The sequence below is a fragment of the Rudaeicoccus suwonensis genome, from assembly GCF_007829035.1.
GTDB lineage: Bacteria > Actinomycetota > Actinomycetes > Actinomycetales > Dermatophilaceae > Rudaeicoccus > Rudaeicoccus suwonensis.
Genome location: NZ_VIVQ01000001.1, coordinates 1,354,563 through 1,372,565 on the forward strand (window position 1 = coordinate 1,354,563; position 18,003 = coordinate 1,372,565).

The 18,003-nt window shown below is 67.2% G+C and carries 17 protein-coding genes; 16 read left to right on the top strand and 1 reads right to left on the bottom strand.

From position 1 onward, the window contains the following. Positions 1-37: 37 nt before the first annotated feature. Complete coding sequence (locus BKA23_RS06245) at positions 38-1,261, top strand: winged helix-turn-helix domain-containing protein (protein ID WP_246104484.1); 1,224 nt, start codon at positions 38-40, stop codon at positions 1,259-1,261. Between the two features lie 107 nt (positions 1,262-1,368). Here BKA23_RS06245 and BKA23_RS06250 read toward each other — a convergent pair whose 3' ends face one another. Next, on the bottom strand, positions 1,369-2,175 hold the full coding sequence (locus tag BKA23_RS06250; protein WP_145226495.1) for a trypsin-like serine peptidase: 807 nt from the start codon (positions 2,173-2,175) through the stop codon (positions 1,369-1,371). 452 nt (positions 2,176-2,627) lie between these two features. Between BKA23_RS06250 and infC the strand changes: the two genes are divergently transcribed. The 15 genes from infC to tyrS all read left to right on the top strand — a co-directional run bounded on the left by infC (position 2,628) and on the right by tyrS (position 17,698). Beyond that, complete coding sequence (infC, locus tag BKA23_RS06255) at positions 2,628-3,236, top strand: translation initiation factor IF-3 (RefSeq protein ID WP_145228266.1); 609 nt, start codon at positions 2,628-2,630, stop codon at positions 3,234-3,236. A 93-nt stretch (positions 3,237-3,329) separates the two neighbouring features. After that, entirely contained in the window at positions 3,330-3,524 is a 195-nt protein-coding gene (gene rpmI, locus BKA23_RS06260; RefSeq protein WP_145226497.1) for a 50S ribosomal protein L35, read from the top strand. A 43-nt stretch (positions 3,525-3,567) separates the two neighbouring features. Beyond that, entirely contained in the window at positions 3,568-3,957 is a 390-nt protein-coding gene (gene rplT, locus BKA23_RS06265) for a 50S ribosomal protein L20 (RefSeq protein ID WP_145226499.1), read from the top strand. A 40-nt stretch (positions 3,958-3,997) separates the two neighbouring features. Beyond that, positions 3,998-4,804: a TrmH family RNA methyltransferase gene (locus BKA23_RS06270; RefSeq protein ID WP_145226501.1), complete on the top strand. Its 807-nt coding sequence runs from the start codon at positions 3,998-4,000 to the stop codon at positions 4,802-4,804. A gap of 88 nt (positions 4,805-4,892) precedes the next feature. Beyond that, the gene (gene pheS / locus BKA23_RS06275; RefSeq protein ID WP_145226503.1) at positions 4,893-5,987 is read left to right on the top strand and encodes a phenylalanine--tRNA ligase subunit alpha; all 1,095 of its coding nucleotides are present in this window, start codon (positions 4,893-4,895) and stop codon (positions 5,985-5,987) included. Then, entirely contained in the window at positions 5,987-8,515 is a 2,529-nt protein-coding gene (gene pheT, locus BKA23_RS06280) for a phenylalanine--tRNA ligase subunit beta (RefSeq protein WP_145226505.1), read from the top strand. The genes pheS and pheT overlap by 1 nt, the downstream gene beginning before the upstream one ends. Positions 8,516-8,564: 49 nt before the next feature. Further along, positions 8,565-9,605: an N-acetyl-gamma-glutamyl-phosphate reductase gene (gene argC / locus BKA23_RS06285; protein ID WP_145226507.1), complete on the top strand. Its 1,041-nt coding sequence runs from the start codon at positions 8,565-8,567 to the stop codon at positions 9,603-9,605. Beyond that, complete coding sequence (gene argJ / locus BKA23_RS06290) at positions 9,602-10,753, top strand: bifunctional glutamate N-acetyltransferase/amino-acid acetyltransferase ArgJ (protein WP_145226509.1); 1,152 nt, start codon at positions 9,602-9,604, stop codon at positions 10,751-10,753. The genes argC and argJ overlap by 4 nt, the downstream gene beginning before the upstream one ends. Beyond that, positions 10,750-11,667, top strand: coding sequence for an acetylglutamate kinase (gene argB, locus BKA23_RS06295; RefSeq protein WP_145226511.1), 918 nt, complete (start codon positions 10,750-10,752; stop codon positions 11,665-11,667). The genes argJ and argB overlap by 4 nt, the downstream gene beginning before the upstream one ends. After that, positions 11,664-12,851: an acetylornithine transaminase gene (locus BKA23_RS06300; RefSeq protein ID WP_145226513.1), complete on the top strand. Its 1,188-nt coding sequence runs from the start codon at positions 11,664-11,666 to the stop codon at positions 12,849-12,851. Before argB ends, BKA23_RS06300 begins: the two co-directional genes overlap by 4 nt. Then, on the top strand, positions 12,848-13,780 hold the full coding sequence (gene argF, locus BKA23_RS06305) for an ornithine carbamoyltransferase (RefSeq protein WP_145226515.1): 933 nt from the start codon (positions 12,848-12,850) through the stop codon (positions 13,778-13,780). Before BKA23_RS06300 ends, argF begins: the two co-directional genes overlap by 4 nt. Beyond that, a complete protein-coding gene (locus BKA23_RS06310) occupies positions 13,777-14,280 on the top strand; it encodes an arginine repressor (protein ID WP_145226517.1) in 504 nt (167 codons plus the stop codon). Before argF ends, BKA23_RS06310 begins: the two co-directional genes overlap by 4 nt. A 13-nt stretch (positions 14,281-14,293) precedes the next feature. Continuing rightward, the gene (gene argH / locus BKA23_RS06315; RefSeq protein ID WP_145228267.1) at positions 14,294-15,739 is read left to right on the top strand and encodes an argininosuccinate lyase; all 1,446 of its coding nucleotides are present in this window, start codon (positions 14,294-14,296) and stop codon (positions 15,737-15,739) included. Beyond that, positions 15,736-16,350 (top strand): DNA-3-methyladenine glycosylase, encoded by a 615-nt coding sequence (locus tag BKA23_RS06320; protein WP_145226519.1) that lies wholly within the window; start codon positions 15,736-15,738, stop codon positions 16,348-16,350. The genes argH and BKA23_RS06320 overlap by 4 nt, the downstream gene beginning before the upstream one ends. Positions 16,351-16,432: 82 nt before the next feature. After that, positions 16,433-17,698 (top strand): tyrosine--tRNA ligase, encoded by a 1,266-nt coding sequence (gene tyrS / locus BKA23_RS06325; protein ID WP_145226521.1) that lies wholly within the window; start codon positions 16,433-16,435, stop codon positions 17,696-17,698. Positions 17,699-18,003: the final 305 nt, after the last annotated feature.

Genomic DNA, 18,003 nt, shown 5'->3' on the forward strand with positions numbered 1-18,003 from the left:
GCCGCGTCTGTCGGTGGTGGCATCTAGGCTGCACGTCGTGACATCGGATTCGCTCAGCGTTGCCCAAGCGCGCCGGATCGCGTTGGCTGCACAGGGTTTTCGCGATCGTCGCCATGATCGACCGACCATGCGGACCCTCATGCGTGCGGTCGACCGCACCGGCCTGCTGCAGATCGATTCGGTCAACGTGCTCCAGCGTGCCCACTTCATGCCCCTGCTGTCGCGCATGGGGCCGTATGACGTGGCTCTGCTCGAGCGTGCGGCGCAGCGCCGGCCGCGTCGGCTGGTGGAGTACTGGGCGCACTGTGCGGCATACATGCCGGTCGAACTCTGGCCGGTGATGTATCACCGGATGGCCGACTACGCAGCGCGCGGCCACGCCTGGGTCGGCCTGCCGGACCAGCCCGGTTTGCCCGAAGCACTGTTGGCGACGATCACCGAGGACGGACCCGCGACCGCACGTGATCTCGACGACGGGCTGCCCCGCACACGCAACAACTGGGGCTGGAACTGGTCGGCCACCAAGGGGGCCTTGGAGTACCTGTTCTTCGCGGGCAGGCTCTCGGTCGCGCGACGCAATACGGCCTTCGAGCGCGTCTACGACCTGCCCGAGCGGGTGATCCCACCCGATGTGCTGGCGATGCCGGTGCCGAGCGTGGCGGATGCCACCACCGAGCTCATCCGACGAGCGGCGCGCTCGTACGGCGTCGCCACCGAGTTCGACCTGCGTGACTACTTCCGGCTGCAGACGTCCAAGGTCCACCAGCCGCACCTCAAGCCGGCGATCCAGTCACTCGTCGATTCCGGCGAACTCACGCCGGTGTCCGTCGAGGGATGGCGACACCAGGCCTATCTGCACCGCGACGCCGCGCTGCCGCGTCGGATCGAAGCCCAGGCGCTGCTGAGTCCGTTCGACCCGGTGGTCTGGGAGCGTCGCCGCACCGAGTCGCTGTTCGACTTCCAGTACCGCATCGAGATCTACGTCCCCGAGGCCAAACGCGTGCACGGCTACTACGTACTGCCGTTCCTGCTGGGCGATCGCATCGTGGCCCGCGTCGATCTGAAAGCCGACCGGCACGCCGGTGTGCTGCGGGTCCAGGGCACGTATGCCGAGCCGCACGCTCCCGGGCACACGGCGACGGCGCTGGCGCAGTCCCTCGGCGAACTGGCGCAGTGGCTGGATCTTGATGCGATCGAGGTCAATCCCCGCGGTGATCTGGCGCCGGCACTCACTCGGGCCGTCATACCGATCGCCGGGTGACCTGCGTTCGGACGCTGTCCCCGCCCGGGCTGCGGGTGCGGCAGGGACAACGCCCGATGCGGTCTTCAGGAAGTCCGGTCACGCGAGTCCGGTCGGCAGGTGCGCGGTCAGCAGCCGTCGCTGCCGGCGACGGGCAGCACGTCTCCTTTGCGCGACCAGATGGCGCGCTGGATCAGGCGCTGCACGTCCCAGCTGAATCGTGACGAATACGACGTGTATTCATAACAGCCACCCTGGTGCAGTCCACCGATGACGCCGACCACCGACTCCTTGTTGCCGTGCCAGACCAGCCACGGACTGCCACTGCTGCCGTTGACGTAGCCGTGGCAGTTGAACGACGGATAACCCGCGGTCCAATAGGTCGGCACAGTGCAGCTGACGGCTGTCTGGGCGCCGTCGTTGTAGGCGATGTCGTCGATCTGCTGCCCGGTCCTCGGGGCCCAGCCGACGGTTGCGGCCCCGGCGACCGACTGCAGGGTCCGCCACGTGCCGTTGATCTTCTGCGGTGCGACCTTGAGGATGGCCACGTCCTGCTGGGTGTTGCCGTGGTCGCGCCACCCGCGCAGGGCGTATGCCGCCGTCACCGTCCAGACTCCCTCCGGGGTCGATCCCTGGCTCCAATCGGGCGCGAAGGTCCACCCGGCGACGGTGCCCGAGACACAGTGCGCCGCGGTCATGACAAGGTCACCGGCGGGCGAGGAGATGACCGTGCCGGTGCACGCGTGATCGGGGGAACCTGGCGGGAAGAGTGCGCCGACGAATGGCGACCCGGCGCTCTGCGTTGCGGTCGGCGTGCCAGGGGGTGCACCTGCGGCGTCGGCATAGGCGGCCGCCGTTCCGAAGGCGGTCACCACGATTGTTGTGAGGCTGACGAGAGCCAGACGCGCGGGGGAGAACTTCTTGAACGGGCGCATGTGCTGCCATCCTTGGGGGAGGTTGGTGTTGTCGCGTGATTCAGCGGAACCTTCGGCAAGCTAGGGGGAGCCGTGCAACGGTCGCCATCCGCAACGCGGCGATCCCAGGGATTTGCCAGGTTGTCGCCGCCAGCCCCGATTTCCGGGAATGGCGCACGTCCTGTTACCGTTGTGGTCACCGATCGGGCTGCCTGATGCAGGCCGATATGCAAAGAGAAGCTCCAGTGCTTCCACCCGAGACGGCAGGCATGCCGCCGGGTACCCGGTCTCGCAGAGGGTGCGAGATGTCGCGGCGTCCAGGCGCTCAGCGGCGTCATACACCTGCGGAGCTTGGCACACGTGCCGATCACCCGCTCTGCGTCGCTTGCGCTGAAGGCTTCTCGTTGCACCACAAGGTGGCGAGGAGCCTTTCTTCGTCTCCGCAGGTTTTCACGCACGACGAAGGAGCAGACATCAGCGCTGAGCCCCGTATCAATGACCGCATCCGGGTTCCGGAAGTGCGGTTGGTTGGGCCGAACGGTGAGCAGGTCGGCATTGTGCGCGTCGAGGACGCGCTGCGACTTGCAGCAGAGGCAGACCTCGACCTGGTCGAGGTCGCGCCGATGGCGAAGCCCCCCGTGGCGAAACTCATGGACTACGGCAAATTCAAGTACGAAGCCGCCATGAAGGCCCGTGAGGCACGCAAGAACCAGGTCAACACCGTCATCAAGGAGATCAAGCTCCGACCGAAGATCGACCCGCACGACTACGGCACCAAAAAGGGCCACGTCGAGCGCTTCCTCTCGGCCGGTGACAAGGTCAAGGTGACGATCATGTTCCGAGGCCGCGAGCAGTCGCGCCCGGAGCTCGGTTTCCGGTTGTTGCAGCGACTCGCCGAGGACGTCCAGGAGTTGGGCTTCGTCGAGAGCTCGCCCAAGCAGGACGGCCGCAACATGATCATGGTGCTGGGCCCGACGAAGAAGAAGGCCGAGGCCAGGGCTGAGGGCCGTCGTCGACGCGAGCAGGCAGACGCTGCTGCGGCACCCGCCGAGGAAGCCCCGGCAGCAGCCGACGCCGGCTGAGCCAGGACAAGACCAGATGGCCTTTCGGGGTCATCGAGTGAAGAGCATCGCCGGTGCGGCGATCAGACACCACGCAATGAAGGAGATCGGCTGATGCCGAAGATGAAGACCCACAGTGGCGCCAAGAAGCGCTTCAAGATCAGCGGGTCGGGCAAGGTCATCCGGCAGCGTGCACGTCACGTGCACAAGTTCCAGGAGCGCTCCAGCAGCGCTGCCCGCCGCCTGGTGCCGGACGTCGAGGCGACCAAGGCCGACAGCAAGAAGATCAAGAAGCTCCTGGGCAAGTAAGCCCTCGTTTCACCACATACCACTGATATAGAAGGAGATTCACGTGGCACGCGTGAAGCGGGCGGTCAACGCCCAGAAGAAGCGCCGCACAGTTCTTGAGCAGGCCAGCGGCTACCGCGGACAGCGTTCGCGTCTCTACCGCAAGGCCAAGGAGCAGGTAACCCACAGCATGGGTTACAGCTACCGTGACCGCCGTGCGCGCAAGGGCGACTTCCGTCGCCTCTGGATCCAGCGCATCAACGCCGGCGCCCGCGCCAACGGCATGACCTACAACCGATTCATCCAGGGCCTGAAGGCCGCTGAGATCGAGGTCGACCGCCGTATGCTCGCCGAGCTGGCCGTCAACGACGCCCCCGCCTTTGCGGCGCTCGTCGAGATCGCCAAGGCGAACGTGCCGGCAGCTGCGGACGCCGCGTCCGACGCCGTTGCCTGAGCACCGCACCAGTAGTCACCTTCGTAACGCCGGCCGAGCCGTGCCCGCCGTCCTGACCAACCCGCGCGCTGAGCGGGTCAAGGACATCCGGGCGCTCGGCCGGCGTTCGGCGCGTGAGCGCTCCGGCCGGTTCGTCGTCGACGGCCCGCAGGGCGTGCGTGAGGCGCTGCGGTTCGCCCCGCAGACCGTCACCGAGCTGTATGCCGAGGAGGGGTCCCGGCATACCGAACTTCTCGACCTCGCCCGCGATGCCGACATCCCGGTGTTCCGGTGCGACGCTGCCGTGATGGCCGCTTTGGTCGACACCCAGCACCCCCAGGGCATTGCCGCCGTCTGTCGACCGGTCGATGTATCGCTGGATCGGGCGCTCGCCGATTTGGGCGGATTCGTCGTCGTGCTCGCCAACGTGCGCGATCCGGGCAACGCGGGCACCGTCATACGCGGCGCCGACGCTGCCGGGGCGAAGGCTGTGATCCTGAGCGCGGCCAGCGTCGACCTGTACAACCCCAAGGTGGTGCGCTCGACGGCTGGCTCGTTGTGGCATCTGCCGATCGCCGTCGGCGCCGAGATCGAGCAGATCGTCGCCGCCTGCCAGGCCGCCGGCCGCCGGGTGCTGGCCGCCGACGGAGCTGGCACAACCCTGCTCCCCGATGCCGATCTGAGCAACCCGCACGCATGGCTGATGGGCAACGAGGCATGGGGCTTGGAGCAAGTCACCCGTGATCTCTGCGACGACGTGGTGCGGGTGCCCATCCACGGTCATGCGGAGTCCCTGAACCTCGCGATGGCAGCGACTGTCTGCGTCTACGCGAGCGCCGCAGCTGCCACGCGCGTCGAGCGCGCCTGAGCTGCCTTCGGCGTCGTCGACGGTGGCCGCCGGCTTTGCAGCTTTCCGCCCGAATTCACTTTGACCGGCCCCACTAGACTCGGGCACCGTGTCAGGACCGAATACGTCATACGACCCTGTGGAGGTCGCCGCCTTGGATCCCGCTCAGCTCGACCAGGCCGTGCAGGACGCGCTGAGCGCCATCGCCGCTGCCGGCACCCTCGATGAGCTCAAGGCCGTCCGGATCGCCCACCAGGGTGACAAGAGCGCACTGGCCCTGGCCAACCGCGAGATCGGTGCGCTGCCACCGTCGGCGAAGGCGGAGGCCGGCAAGCGCGTCGGTCAGGCTCGCGGACAGGTGGGTGCCGCACTCAAGACGCGCCAGGCGGAGTTGGAGGCCGAGCGCGACGAGCGGATCCTGGTCGAAGAGGCCGTCGACGTCACCATGGTCCCGGGCCGGCGGCCGCTTGGCCGACGTCACCCCAACGAACTCATGGCGCAACGCATCGCCGACATCCTGGTCGGCATGGGGTGGGAGATCGCCGAGGGCCCCGAGGTCGAGGCGGAGTGGTTCAACTTCGACGCACTGAACTTCGACATCGACCACCCGGCCCGCCAGATGCAGGACACCTTCTACGTCGAACCTGCCGACGGGGGACTGGTGCTGCGCACGCACACCTCGCCGGTGCAGGCGCGCTCGCTGCTCGAGCGTGGTGTGCCGCTGTACATCGGGTGCATCGGTCGCGCTTACCGCACCGACGAGCTCGATGCGACGCACATGCCGGCATTCCACCAGATTGAGGGGCTCGCCGTCGACGAGGGCATCACGATGGCCAATCTGAAAGGCACCCTGGACCGTCTGGCGACCGAGTTGTTCGGTGACGGCATCACGACGCGACTGCGCCCGTCGTTCTTCCCGTTCACCGAGCCGTCCGCGGAGATGGACCTGCGCTGCTTTGTATGCCGCGGCGCCGATCCGGACTGCCGCACGTGTTCCGGCACGGGCTGGATCGAGTGGGGCGGTTGCGGGATGGTCAACCGGAATGTGTTGTCCGCGTGCGGGATCGACCCCGACCGTTACACCGGTTTCGCGTTCGGGATGGGTGTCGACCGTGCACTGATGTTCCGCACCGGTGTCGCGGACATGCGCGAAATCATCGAGGGAGACGTGCGCTTCAACGCGCAGTTCGGGATGGAGATCTGATGCGGGTTCCGTTGGACTGGCTGGGAGAGTATGTCGAACTCCCTTCTGGCACAAGCGGTCTCGACGTTGCCGCCGCGCTGGTCAAGGTCGGCCTGGAGGAAGAGGGCCTGCACGGCCGTGAGATCACCGGCCCGCTGGTCGTCGGTCGGGTGCTGACCCGCGAGCCCGAGCCGCAGAAGAACGGCAAGACGATCAACTGGTGCTCGGTCGACGTCGGCGCGGCCAATGGCACCGGCGAGCCTCAGGGAATTGTCTGCGGTGCGCACAACTTCGAGGTCGGCGACCTGGTCGTCGTCGTGCTGCCGGGGGCCGAGCTGCCGGGAGGCTTCGCCATCGCCGCCCGCAAGACGTACGGTCACGTGTCGGCCGGAATGATCTGTGCCGCGGACGAGCTCGGACTGCCCGATGACGGCTCCGGCGGCATCATCCGGCTTGCGGATCTTTTCGAGGGTGCCGATCTCGAGCCGGGTCAGGACGCCATACCGCTGCTCGGTCTTGATCGGGAGACGATCGAGATCAACGTGACCCCGGACCGCGGTTACTGTTTCTCGCTGCGTGGTGTCGCACGCGAGTACTCTCACGCCACCGGAGCGGTGTTCACCGATCCGGTTGCGGCGCTTGCAGATTCGGCACCGGCGGCGACGGAAGGCGGCTTCGCCGTGCGCGTGTCCGACGACGCGCCGCTGCGTGGCCGGGTCGGTTGCGACCGGTTCGTCGCTCGCATCGTGCGCGGTATCGACGTCTCCGCACCGACGCCTGCGTGGATGGCGACCCGGTTGACCGAAGCCGGAATGCGTCCGATCTCGTTGCCGGTCGACATCACTAACTACGCCATGCTCGCCCTCGGGCAGCCCTTGCACGCCTACGACCTGGCCACGCTGACCGCGCCGATCGTGGTGCGACGTGCTGCGCCGGGCGAGAAGCTGAAGACCCTCGACGGTGTGGAGCGCGATCTGTTCGCCGAGGACCTGTTGATCACCGACGGGTCGGGCCGTGGCCTGGGCATCGCCGGTGTGATGGGCGGCTTCGACTCAGAGATCACCGCGTCGACGACCGACGTGCTCATCGAGGGCGCCCACTTCGACCCGACGACGATCGCGCGGTCCGCGCGCCGGCACAAGCTGCCGTCGGAGGCCTCGCGCCGTTTCGAGCGTGGCGTCGACCCGCAGCTGGCCCCGGCCGCCGTGCAACTCGTCGTCGACCTGCTGGTGACGTATGCCGGTGGCACCGTCGACGCCGAGGTCACCGATGTCGACGCCACGGTCGCGGCGGCCACCATCGAGTTCGACCCGGCACTGGCGACCCGGCTGATCGGAGTGGAGTACTCCGCAGCTGAGGTGTCGTCGGTGCTGACACAGGTCGGCTGCGAGATCGTCGAGCGCGACGGGCTGCTGGTCGTGTCACCGCCGTCGTGGCGACCCGACATCACGACAGGTCCGGATCTGGTCGAGGAGGTGGCCCGCATCAAGGGCTACGACCAGATCCCCTCCATTCTGCCGACGCCGCCGGGTGGTCGCGGACTTACGCACGCCCAGCAGGTTCGCCGGATCCTCACCGATCTGCTTGCAGCGCAAGGACTTTCCGAGATCTGGTCGGCACCCTTCGTCAGCGACGACCGCCACGCCGCGCTCGGTTATCCGGTGGAGGCAGCCAGGGCACGCACCGTCCGACTCGCCAATCCGCTCAACGAGGAACTGCCGCTCATGCGGATCAGCGTGATCTCGACGATGGTCGACGCGCTGAAGCGCAACATCGCACGTGGCATCAAGGATGTCGCGCTGTTCGAGCAGGGGCTGGTCGTCGCGCTCGAGGGTCCGCAACTGTCGGCTCCGACCTCGCCGGTCGGCGTACGGCCCGCGCCGGAACTTCTGGACCGCATCCGGGCTGCTGTCCCTGCGCAACCCCGGCACCTGGGGATCCTCATCTCGGGTGAGGCCGAGCACAGTGGTTGGTGGGGCAAGGGCCGCGCCGCCGACTGCAGCGACGCGATCGCCCTTGTCCGCGCGCTGGGCGAAGCGCTCGCCGTGCCGCTCACGGTGGCGGCTGATCATGAGATGCCGTTCCACCCTGGCCGGTGCGCGCAGTTCACTCTGGCGGACGGCACGCTGGTCGGTCATGCGGGGGAATTGCATCCCAAGGTCGTGTCCGCGCTCGGACTGCCGGCCCGCACGATCGGCGCGGAGGTCGACATCGACGTCCTGGCCGCGGCGAGCGAGTCAGCGGTGACCGCACAGCCGATCGCCAACCTGCCACTGGCCGGCAGCGACGTCGCGCTGGTGGTCGATGCCGGGGTGACGGCTGCGGCCGTCGAGGCTGCCTTGCGGTCGGGCGCCGGTGATCTGCTGGAATCCATCACGCTGTTCGACGCCTACACCGGAGACCAGGCCGGTGACGGCAAGAAGTCGTTGGCCTATCGGATGGGCTTCCGGTCCGCAGATCGCACACTGACGACGGACGAGGTCAATTCTGCGCGCGATGCCGCCGTCGCAGCAGCAGCCAAGGCGACCGGCGCAGTCCAACGGACCTGACAGATCTGAAACACAATGCATGACTATGCGCAGTCGTGTATAGTCATGCATTGTGTTCAAGGTAGCGGTCGCGGGAGCGAGTGGGTATGCCGGTGGCGAGTTGCTGCGGCTGCTGCTCGGGCATCCGCAGGTCCAGATTGGTGCTCTGACGGCAGCGGGTAGTGCCGGTGACGTGCTGGCCCGACATCAGCCGCATCTGCCGGCGCTTGCGGACGTCGTGATCCAGCCGACGAATCCCGACGTGCTCGCCGGTCACGACGTGGTCTTCCTCGCATTGCCGCACGGAGCGTCTGCGGTGCTGGCGGAGCAGCTCGATGCCCGTGTCGTCATCGACTGCGGTGCGGACTTCCGGCTGATCGATTCGGTCGCCTGGCAGCAGTTCTACGGCACCGAGCACGCCGGAAGTTGGGCCTACGGACTGCCCGAGTTGGCAACCGCGGAGGGTCCGCAGCGCGATCACCTGCAGGGGGCTCGCCGCATCGCCGTGCCCGGTTGCTATCCCACTGCGTGTTCGCTCGCGCTGGCACCGGCTTTCGCCGAGCAACTTGTCCAGACCGAGCAGGTTGTCATCGTCGCGGCCAGTGGCACCTCGGGTGCCGGTCGCAGCTTGAAGCCTCATCTGCTGGGTTCGGAGACCATGGGCTCGATGAGTCCGTATGGCGTCGGCGGGAGCCACCGGCACACTCCCGAGATCGAGCAGAATCTCTCGGCCGCCGCGGGGCGTCCGGTCACGGTGTCCTTCACTCCGACACTCGCACCGATGTCGCGCGGCATCCTTGCGACGTGCACTGCGAGCATCGCCCCTGGAGTCTCCGTCGATGACGTGCGGGCCGCCTACGAAAACGCTTATGGCACAGAAGCTTTCGTGCATCTGCTGCCCGAGGGCAGCTGGCCCACGACTGGAGCAGTGCTTGGCTCCAACAACGCCGTGCTGCAGGTGGCTGTCGACGAGCGGGTGGGCCGCGTTGTGATCGTGTGCGCGATCGACAATCTGACCAAGGGCACGGCGGGTGGCGCCGTGCAGAACATGAACCTCGCTCTCGGCCTGCCCGAGACGATGGGACTACCGACGACGGGAGTGGCGCCGTGAGCGTGACTGCGGCCAAAGGATTTCGCGCAGCAGGTGTGACGGCCGGTCTGAAGCCCAGCGGCAGTCCGGACGTGGCTCTCGTGGTCAACGACGGCCCGACGTATGACGCAGCCGCGGTCTTCACGAGCAACCGGGTCGAGGCCGCACCGGTGACCTGGTCGCGACAGGTGCTGACCGACGGTCGCGTCGACGCGGTCGTGCTGAATTCAGGTGGCGCCAATGCGATCACCGGCGCACAGGGATTCGCCGACACGCACGCGACTGCCGAGCGCGTCGCGCAGGTGCTGGGTGTGTCGGCAGGCGACGTGGCGGTGTGCTCGACCGGGCTCATCGGTGAACTGCTGCCGATGCCCACGCTGCTGGCCGGAGTCGACGAAGCCGCGACAACTCTTTCCCCCCAAGGCGGTTCGGTTGCGGCAACGGCGATCATGACGACCGACACGCGTTCCAAGCAGGCTGTCGCAAGCGGTGACGGCTGGACTGTCGGTGGAATGGCCAAAGGTGCCGGCATGCTCGCACCGGCGCTGGCCACGATGCTGGTCGTCATCACCACGGATGCGCAGGTGCCCTCGCAGCAGCTCGCCACGGCCTTGCGTGCGGCGACCGCGCTCACCTTCGACCGGGTCGACTCGGACGGTTGCCAGTCGACCAACGACACCGTTTTGTTGATGGCGTCGGGAGCATCAGGCGTCGCCCCCGATCCACAGCAGTTTCAGGACGCCGTGACCGAGGTGTGCGCCGATCTGGCGCGTCAGCTCATCGGAGATGCCGAAGGCGCGCATCACGACATCGCCATCGAAGTGCGTTCTGCCGCAACAGAATCAGACGCTCTCGAGGTCGGTCGAGCGATCGCCCGCAACAATCTGTTCAAGTGCGCCATCTTCGGCAAGGACCCGAACTGGGGTCGCGTTCTGGCAGCCGTCGGCACCACGTCTGCGGCGTTCGATCCGCATCAGCTCGGGGTGAGCATCAACGGAGTTCAGGTGTGCCGCGACGGCGGCGTCGGCGACGATCGCAATCTCGTCGACCTCGAGCCTCGTGACGTGCACCTCGTGGTCGACCTCTCCGCGGGGGAGCACACTGCGACCATCTGGACCAACGATCTGACCCACGACTACGTCCACGAGAATTCGGCATACTCGACATGAGCACACGCACCCACTCCGACCTGGCGACGGCCGCGGGCAAAGCCGCAACCCTTGTCGAGGCGTTGCCGTGGCTGCAGCGTTTCAAGGACGCCCTCGTCGTGGTGAAGTACGGCGGCAATGCGATGACCGACGACCGCCTGAAAGCAGCGTTTGCCGAGGATGTCGCCTTCCTGCGGTATGCCGGTCTGCGACCGGTGGTCGTGCACGGTGGCGGACCGCAGATCCAGGCGATGCTCGACCGGCTCGGCATCGCCTCGACGTTCAAAGGCGGCCTGCGGGTCACCACTCCGGAGGCGATGGACGTCGTGCGCATGGTGCTCACCGGACAGGTGTCCCGCGAGCTCGTCGGACTGATCAACCAGCACGGAGCGCTCGCGGTCGGTCTCTCCGGCGAGGATGCCGCCTTGTTCGGCGCACGCCGCCGCGGCGCTGTCGTCGACGGTGAGCCGGTCGACATCGGTCTCGTCGGCGACGTCGTGGCGGTGAACCCGGCCGCGGTGGAGGACCTGCTGGCGGCCGGCCGCATCCCGGTCGTGTCGTCGATCGCGCCCGATCTCGACATCGACGGACAGGTGCTCAACGTCAACGCCGACACCGCCGCAGCCGCCCTGGCCCAGGCGCTCGGTGCCTCCAAACTCGTCGTCCTGACCGACGTCGAGGGCATCTACGCCAACTGGCCGGATCGCGACAGCTTGCTCAGCTCGCTGCCCGTCAGCGACGCCGAGGATCTGCTCACTCGCGTCGACTCGGGCATGGTGCCCAAGCTGGAGGCATGCATCCGTGCGATCAGGGGCGGGGTGCTGCAGGCGCACGTGATCGACGGTCGCGCCCCGCACTCGCTGCTGCTGGAGATCTTCACCGACGAGGGCATCGGCACGATGGTGCTTCCGGACCCACAGGAGGATCGGCAATGAGCACGAACGACGCTTTGCTGCAACGGTATTCGGACAGTGTGCTCGGCGTGTTCGGCGTGCCACCGTTGGTGCTCGAACGCGGCGAGGGTTGTTACGTCTGGGATGTCGACGGCCGTCGTTACCTCGACCTTCTCGGCGGCATCGCGGTCAATGCGCTCGGTCACGGGCACCCGGCTTTGGTTGCCGCGGTCTCCCGGCAGGTTGCCACCGCACTCCACGTGTCGAATCTGTTCACCTCGCCCGGTCAGATCGCCCTCGCCGAGAAGCTCCTGCAGATTTCCGGCGCCCCCGCAGGGTCGAGGGTGTTCTTCGGCAACTCCGGCGCCGAGGCGATCGAGGCGGCGATCAAACTCGCCCGTCGCACCGGCCGGCCAGGCATCGTGGCGGCGCAGGGAGCGTTTCACGGTCGCACGACCGGCGCGCTCGCCCTCACCGCCAAGGCCGCATACCGTGAGCCCTTCGAGCCGCTCATCCCCGGTGTCTCCCACGTCCCGTATGGCGATGCCGACGCCCTGCGAGCTGCCGTCGATGCGACGACGGCCGCGATCGTGCTCGAGCCACTGCAGGGTGAGGCGGGGGTCGTCGAGCCGCCAGATGGCTACCTTCGCCAGGCACGCGAGATCGCCTCTGACGCAGGCGCATTGCTCATCGTCGACGAGATCCAGACCGGAGTCGGCCGAACCGGTGCCTGGTTCGGATTCCAGCACGCTGGGATCATTCCGGACGCCATCACCGTCGCCAAGGGACTCGGCGGGGGAGTGCCGATCGGAGCGCTGGTGACCTTCGGTGACGAGGTGTCCGGTCTGCTCAGGGCGGGACAGCACGGTTCGACCTTCGGCGGCAACCCGTTGGCCGCCGCCGCCGGTCTGGCAGTCCTTGAGACCATCGAGAGCGAGGGTCTCCTGGCCCACTCCACCGCGATGGGAGAGCACCTCGCGCGCAGCGTCCGAGCGTCCGACATCGACGGACTCACCGGAGTTCGCGGTCAGGGGCTGCTACGCGCCATCACTCTGCGCGAGCCGATCAGCGCCGCCGTCGCAGCCGCGGGACGCGCCGCCGGATTCATCGTGAATCCCGTGGCGCCACATGCGATCCGCCTGGCGCCGCCGCTGATCGTCAGTGAGCAACAGGTGACATCCTTCGTGAACGTACTTCCCGAACTCCTCCAGGAGGCGACCAGATGACCCGGCACTTTCTGCGCGACGACGATCTCTCGCCGTCCGAACAGGCGCACGTCTTGCGCACGGCCGCGCAGATGAAGGCCGACCGACTCGGGCACCGGCCGCTGGCGGGTCCGCGTGTCGTCGCGCTCATCTTCGACAAGCCCACGCTGCGCACACAGCTGTCGTTCACCGTGGGTGTCGCCGAACTCGGCGGCCATCCGATGGTGGTCGACGGCAACCTGGCGCAGATCGGGTCGCGGGAATCCATCGCCGATGTGACGCGGGTCGTCGAGCGGCAGGTCGCCGCCATCGTCTGGCGCACCTACGAGCAGACGCGCATCGAGGAGATGGCCGCGCACTCACGCGTGCCGGTGGTCAACGCCCTCACCGACGAGTTCCACCCGTGCCAGATCCTGGCCGACCTGCTGACGATCACCGAGCGCAAGGGTTCGCTCGCGGGCCTCACGATGGCGTATGTCGGCGACGGAGCCAACAACATGGCCCAGTCCTATCTGCTCGGTGGGGCCACGGCCGGACTGCATGTGCGCATCGGCACCCCGCAGACGCATCAGCCCGATCCGCAGGTGGTTGCGAGAGCTGCCGAGATCGCCGCCGGCACCGGCGGATCCGTGCTGGTGACCGCCGACCCGGTGGCCGCGGTCGCTGACGCGGACGTGGTGATCACCGACACCTGGGTGTCCATGGGTCAGGAGGCCGAGAGCGACACGCGCAAGGGTGGTGCATCGCCTTTCGCGTCATACGCTCTCGATGCCGAGCTGCTGGCCCGCGCCGCGGACGATGCCATCGCACTGCACTGCCTGCCCGCCTACCGTGGTTACGAGATCAGCGAGGACGTCATCGACGGACCGCAATCGGTCGTCTGGGACGAAGCCGAGAACCGCCTGCACGCACAGAAGGCGTTGCTGGAATTTCTGGTCGAATCCGTATGAGTGACAAGCCATTCGCGACGACCCGCGGGGCACGCCAGCAACGCATCACCGAACTCATCGCCCGGGAGTCGGTGCATTCGCAGGCGGAACTCGCCGAGCGCCTCGATCATGACGGGTTCACCGTCACCCAGGCGACGCTCTCACGCGATCTCGTCGAGATCGGCGCCGTCAAGGTCCGGCAAGGGCGCCAACTGGTGTATGCCGTTCCCGGCGCCGGTGGTGACCGGACACCAGTGGCCGGGTCCGGTGGCATGGTGTCCGATGCGCGGTTGCGCCGGGTGTGCGGTGAACTCCTTGTGACTGCAGTGGTTTCCGGAGATTTCACCGTCCTGCGAACTCCACCGGGCGCAGCCAGCTTCCTGGCGTCGGCGATCGACAATGCGGCGCTGGGCAACGTTCTGGGCACGATTGCCGGTGACGACACGATCCTGGTCATCTGTGCCGAAGGAACGGCGCAGACGGTGTCCGACGGGCTGATGGAGTTGGCGGCACGTGACTGAGAGTGAGGAACACATGGGTTCGGGTGAGCAGCGGATCAGCCTGTGGGGCGGGCGATTTGCCGACGGCCCGGCAGATGCATTGGCCGCGCTGTCCAAGTCGACTCACTTCGACTGGCGACTGGCTCCCTACGACATTGCCGGTTCGAAGGCGCACGCGCGTGTGCTGCATCGCGCGGGGCTGCTGTCGGACGACGCGTTGGCCACCATGACCTCCGCGCTGGACACACTGGCGGCCGACGTGGTCGCCGGGCGATTCGTCGCCGCTGACGACGACGAGGACGTCCACACCGCACTGGAGCGCGGGCTGATCGAGCGCGCCGGTGCCGACGTCGGCGGCCGGCTGCGCGCCGGACGTTCGCGCAACGATCAGGTCGCGACGCTGTTCCGGATGTACCTGCGTGATCACGCACGTGTCGTGGCGGGCTTGGTGCTCGATGTGGTCGACGCACTGGTGGCGCAGGCGGATACGCATATCGATGTCGCCATGCCGGGCCGCACCCATCTGCAGCACGCGCAGCCTGTTCTGTTGTCGCACCACCTCCTGGCGCACGTGTGGGCGTTGCTGCGGGATGTGCAGCGCCTTCAGGACTGGGATCTGCGTGCCGACGAATCGCCATACGGCTCAGGAGCTTTGGCTGGTTCTTCGCTCGGGCTCGACCCGCAGGCTGTCGCCGAGGACTTGGGGTTCACCCGATCGGTGCGCAACTCCATCGACGGCACCGCCGGTCGTGACTTCGTCGCCGAGTTCGCATTCGTCTGCGCGATGACCGCGGTCGACATCTCGCGGATCGCGGAGGAGGTTGTGCTGTGGGCAACCAAGGAGTTCTCCTTCGTGACCCTCGACGATGCGTTCTCGACCGGGTCGAGCATCATGCCGCAGAAGAAGAATCCGGACGTCGCCGAACTCGCCCGCGGCAAGGCCGGCCGTCTCGTCGGTGATCTCGCCGGTCTGCTCACGACGCTGAAGGCGCTGCCGTTGGCCTACAACCGCGACCTGCAGGAGGACAAGGAGCCCGTGTTCGACGCCGTCGACACACTCGTCCTGTTGTTGCCTGCCTTTGCCGGCATGGTGGCCACCCTGACGTTCAACCAGGAGCGACTCAACTCGCTCGCGCCGCAGGGCTTCGCGTTGGCGACCGATGTCGCTGAGTGGCTCGTCCGCGAAGGAGTGCCGTTCCGGATCGCCCACGAGGTTGCCGGCGAGTGCGTGCGCGTCTGCGAGTCTCGTGGCATCGAGTTGTGGGATCTGTCGGACGCCGACCTTGCCGCGATCAACCCGTCTCTCACACCTGGTGTTCGCAGCGTCCTGACCGTGGAGGGGTCGATGGGCTCGCGTGACGCCGTCGGCGGCACCGCGCCGGTGCGGGTCCGCGAGCAGCTGGCCCAGGCGAGCGAGGCGTCTGCGGCTGGGCGTTCGTGGGCAACCGACCAGGTCGACATTCCGCAGCGCGTGAGGTGAACGTCCCGGCCGGTGTGGCCGCGTCCGGCGCTGAGCTGCACGAGGTCGCGCAGCGTCTGCTCGGCAGCGTCGTCAGCGCCAGCGGCGTCAGTGTGCGTCTCACCGAGGTCGAGGCGTATGCCGGTGCCGACGACCCGGGTTCGCACGCCTTCCGCGGCCGCACCGATCGCAATGCCGTGATGTTCGGGCCGCCGGGCCTTCTCTACGTCTACTTCACCTATGGGATGCATCACTGCGCCAACTACGTGTGCGGTGCGACCGGTACGGCAGCCGCGGTGCTGTTGCGTGCCGGCGACGTGGTCGACGGTCGTGACATCGCTCGCTCGCGCCGCGGCAATTCCGCCGAACGCGATCTCGCACGGGGCCCGGCACGCCTGTGCCAGGCACTCGACATCACGCTGGCGGACAACGGGCTGCGACTGGCTGATGACACGTCTTCCGTCAGCATCGAGTGGCGGACTTCTCCCACACCAGGTGATGTGCGAACCGGCCCACGTGTCGGGGTCAGCGGTGCCGGCGGAGACGGCGCGGCATACCCGTGGCGTTACTGGATCGACGGCGACCCGACGGTATCGGCGTACCGCCCCGCGAAACCGCGTGGCCCACGTTGATCGGCATACGGCAGGCTTGCTCTGCACGAACACTGTCCGGCGGGCACCCGGCCCTCCGGCATACGGGAAGAAGGCATGGATCGTGAGTGGCATCTTCGATGAGTTGATGTGGCGAGGTCTGGTGGCTCAGTCCACCGACGAGACCGCGTTGCGCGCAGCACTCGATGAAGGCCCGATCACGATGTATGTCGGATTCGACCCCTCTGCCGACTCGCTGCACATCGGCAACCTGGTGCAACTGATCGTGGCCCGCAAGATGCAGCGCGCCGGCCACCGGGTGCTGTGCCTGGTGGGAGGTTCGACCGGTCTGATCGGCGATCCGAAGCCGGATTCCGAGCGTGTGCTGCGCGACAAGGAGCAGGTCGCGGGTGCCGTCGAGGCCATCCGCCGTGAGGCTGCCTCACTGCTGGACTTCACCGGTGACAACCCGGCGATGATGGTCAACAACCTGGACTGGACAGAGCCGATCTCGGCGCTGGACTTCCTGCGCGACTACGGCAAACACTTCCGGGTCAACGCCATGATCAAGAAGGACGCGGTGTCCCGCCGGCTCAACTCCGAGCAGGGGATCAGCTACACCGAGTTCAGCTACCAGATCCTGCAGGCGCTGGACTTCCTGCACCTGCATCGCGCGGAGAAGTGCACATTGCAGTTGGGCGGCAGCGACCAGTGGGGCAACCTGCTCGCCGGCGTCGACCTGATCCGGTCCGCCGAGGGAGTCTCGGTGCACGCGATGACCACGCCGCTGGTGACCGACGCGTCCGGCCGCAAATACGGCAAGTCCGAGGGCAACGCGCTCTGGCTCAGCCCGGAGCTGATGTCGCCGTACGCGTTCTACCAGTTCTGGATCAACATGGATGACGCAGACGTGGTCGAGAAGTTGCGGATCTTCACCGACTTCACGCGTGAAGAGATGGATGAGTTCGAGCGACAGGTGGCAGACGAGCCTTTCCGGCGGACGGCCCAGAAGGCGCTCGCGGAGTCGGTGACAACGCTGGTGCACGGCGGCGAGGCAACCGCTGCCGCACAGGCGGCGTCCGAGGCGCTGTTCGGCAAGGGTGACGTGACCGCACTGGATCCCCGCACTCTCGCTGACGCCACAGCGGAACTTCCCGGGGGAGAAGTGCGGGTCGGCGACACGATCATCGACGTGCTCATCGCGCTCGACATTGCCGACTCTCGTAACAGCGCGCGGCGTCTCATCGGTGACGGGGGAGTGTCGGTCAACAACGTCAAGGTGAGTGACGTCGATGCGGTGATCACCGCTGACGACTTTCTGCACGGCAGCGTGGCCATCGTCAAACGTGGCCGCAAGCACTTGTGCGCGGCTCGACTGACGCAGGACTGAGCCGATTTCGGCGGGATGCGGCTCGTTGCGCGGGCTCGTGATCATGCCGGCGGCCGAGGAGTCGTTGAGCATTCGACGGGCCACCGACCCTTCTGTGGACCAGGTGAATCAGCCGGCACCGGGGCGCGCCATGACCGGGGCCACGTCGCCCGTCGGGTGCGATCGGACGGGTGCCTGGGCCGATTTGGACCGACACCGCGCTTCGTGTAACGTATTCGCTCGTTGCCCAGGGAGGCACGGACATCACCGGGAGACCGAAGATGGCCGGTCCCGGCAGCGAAAAGCATTCGAGGATTTCAGTCCTC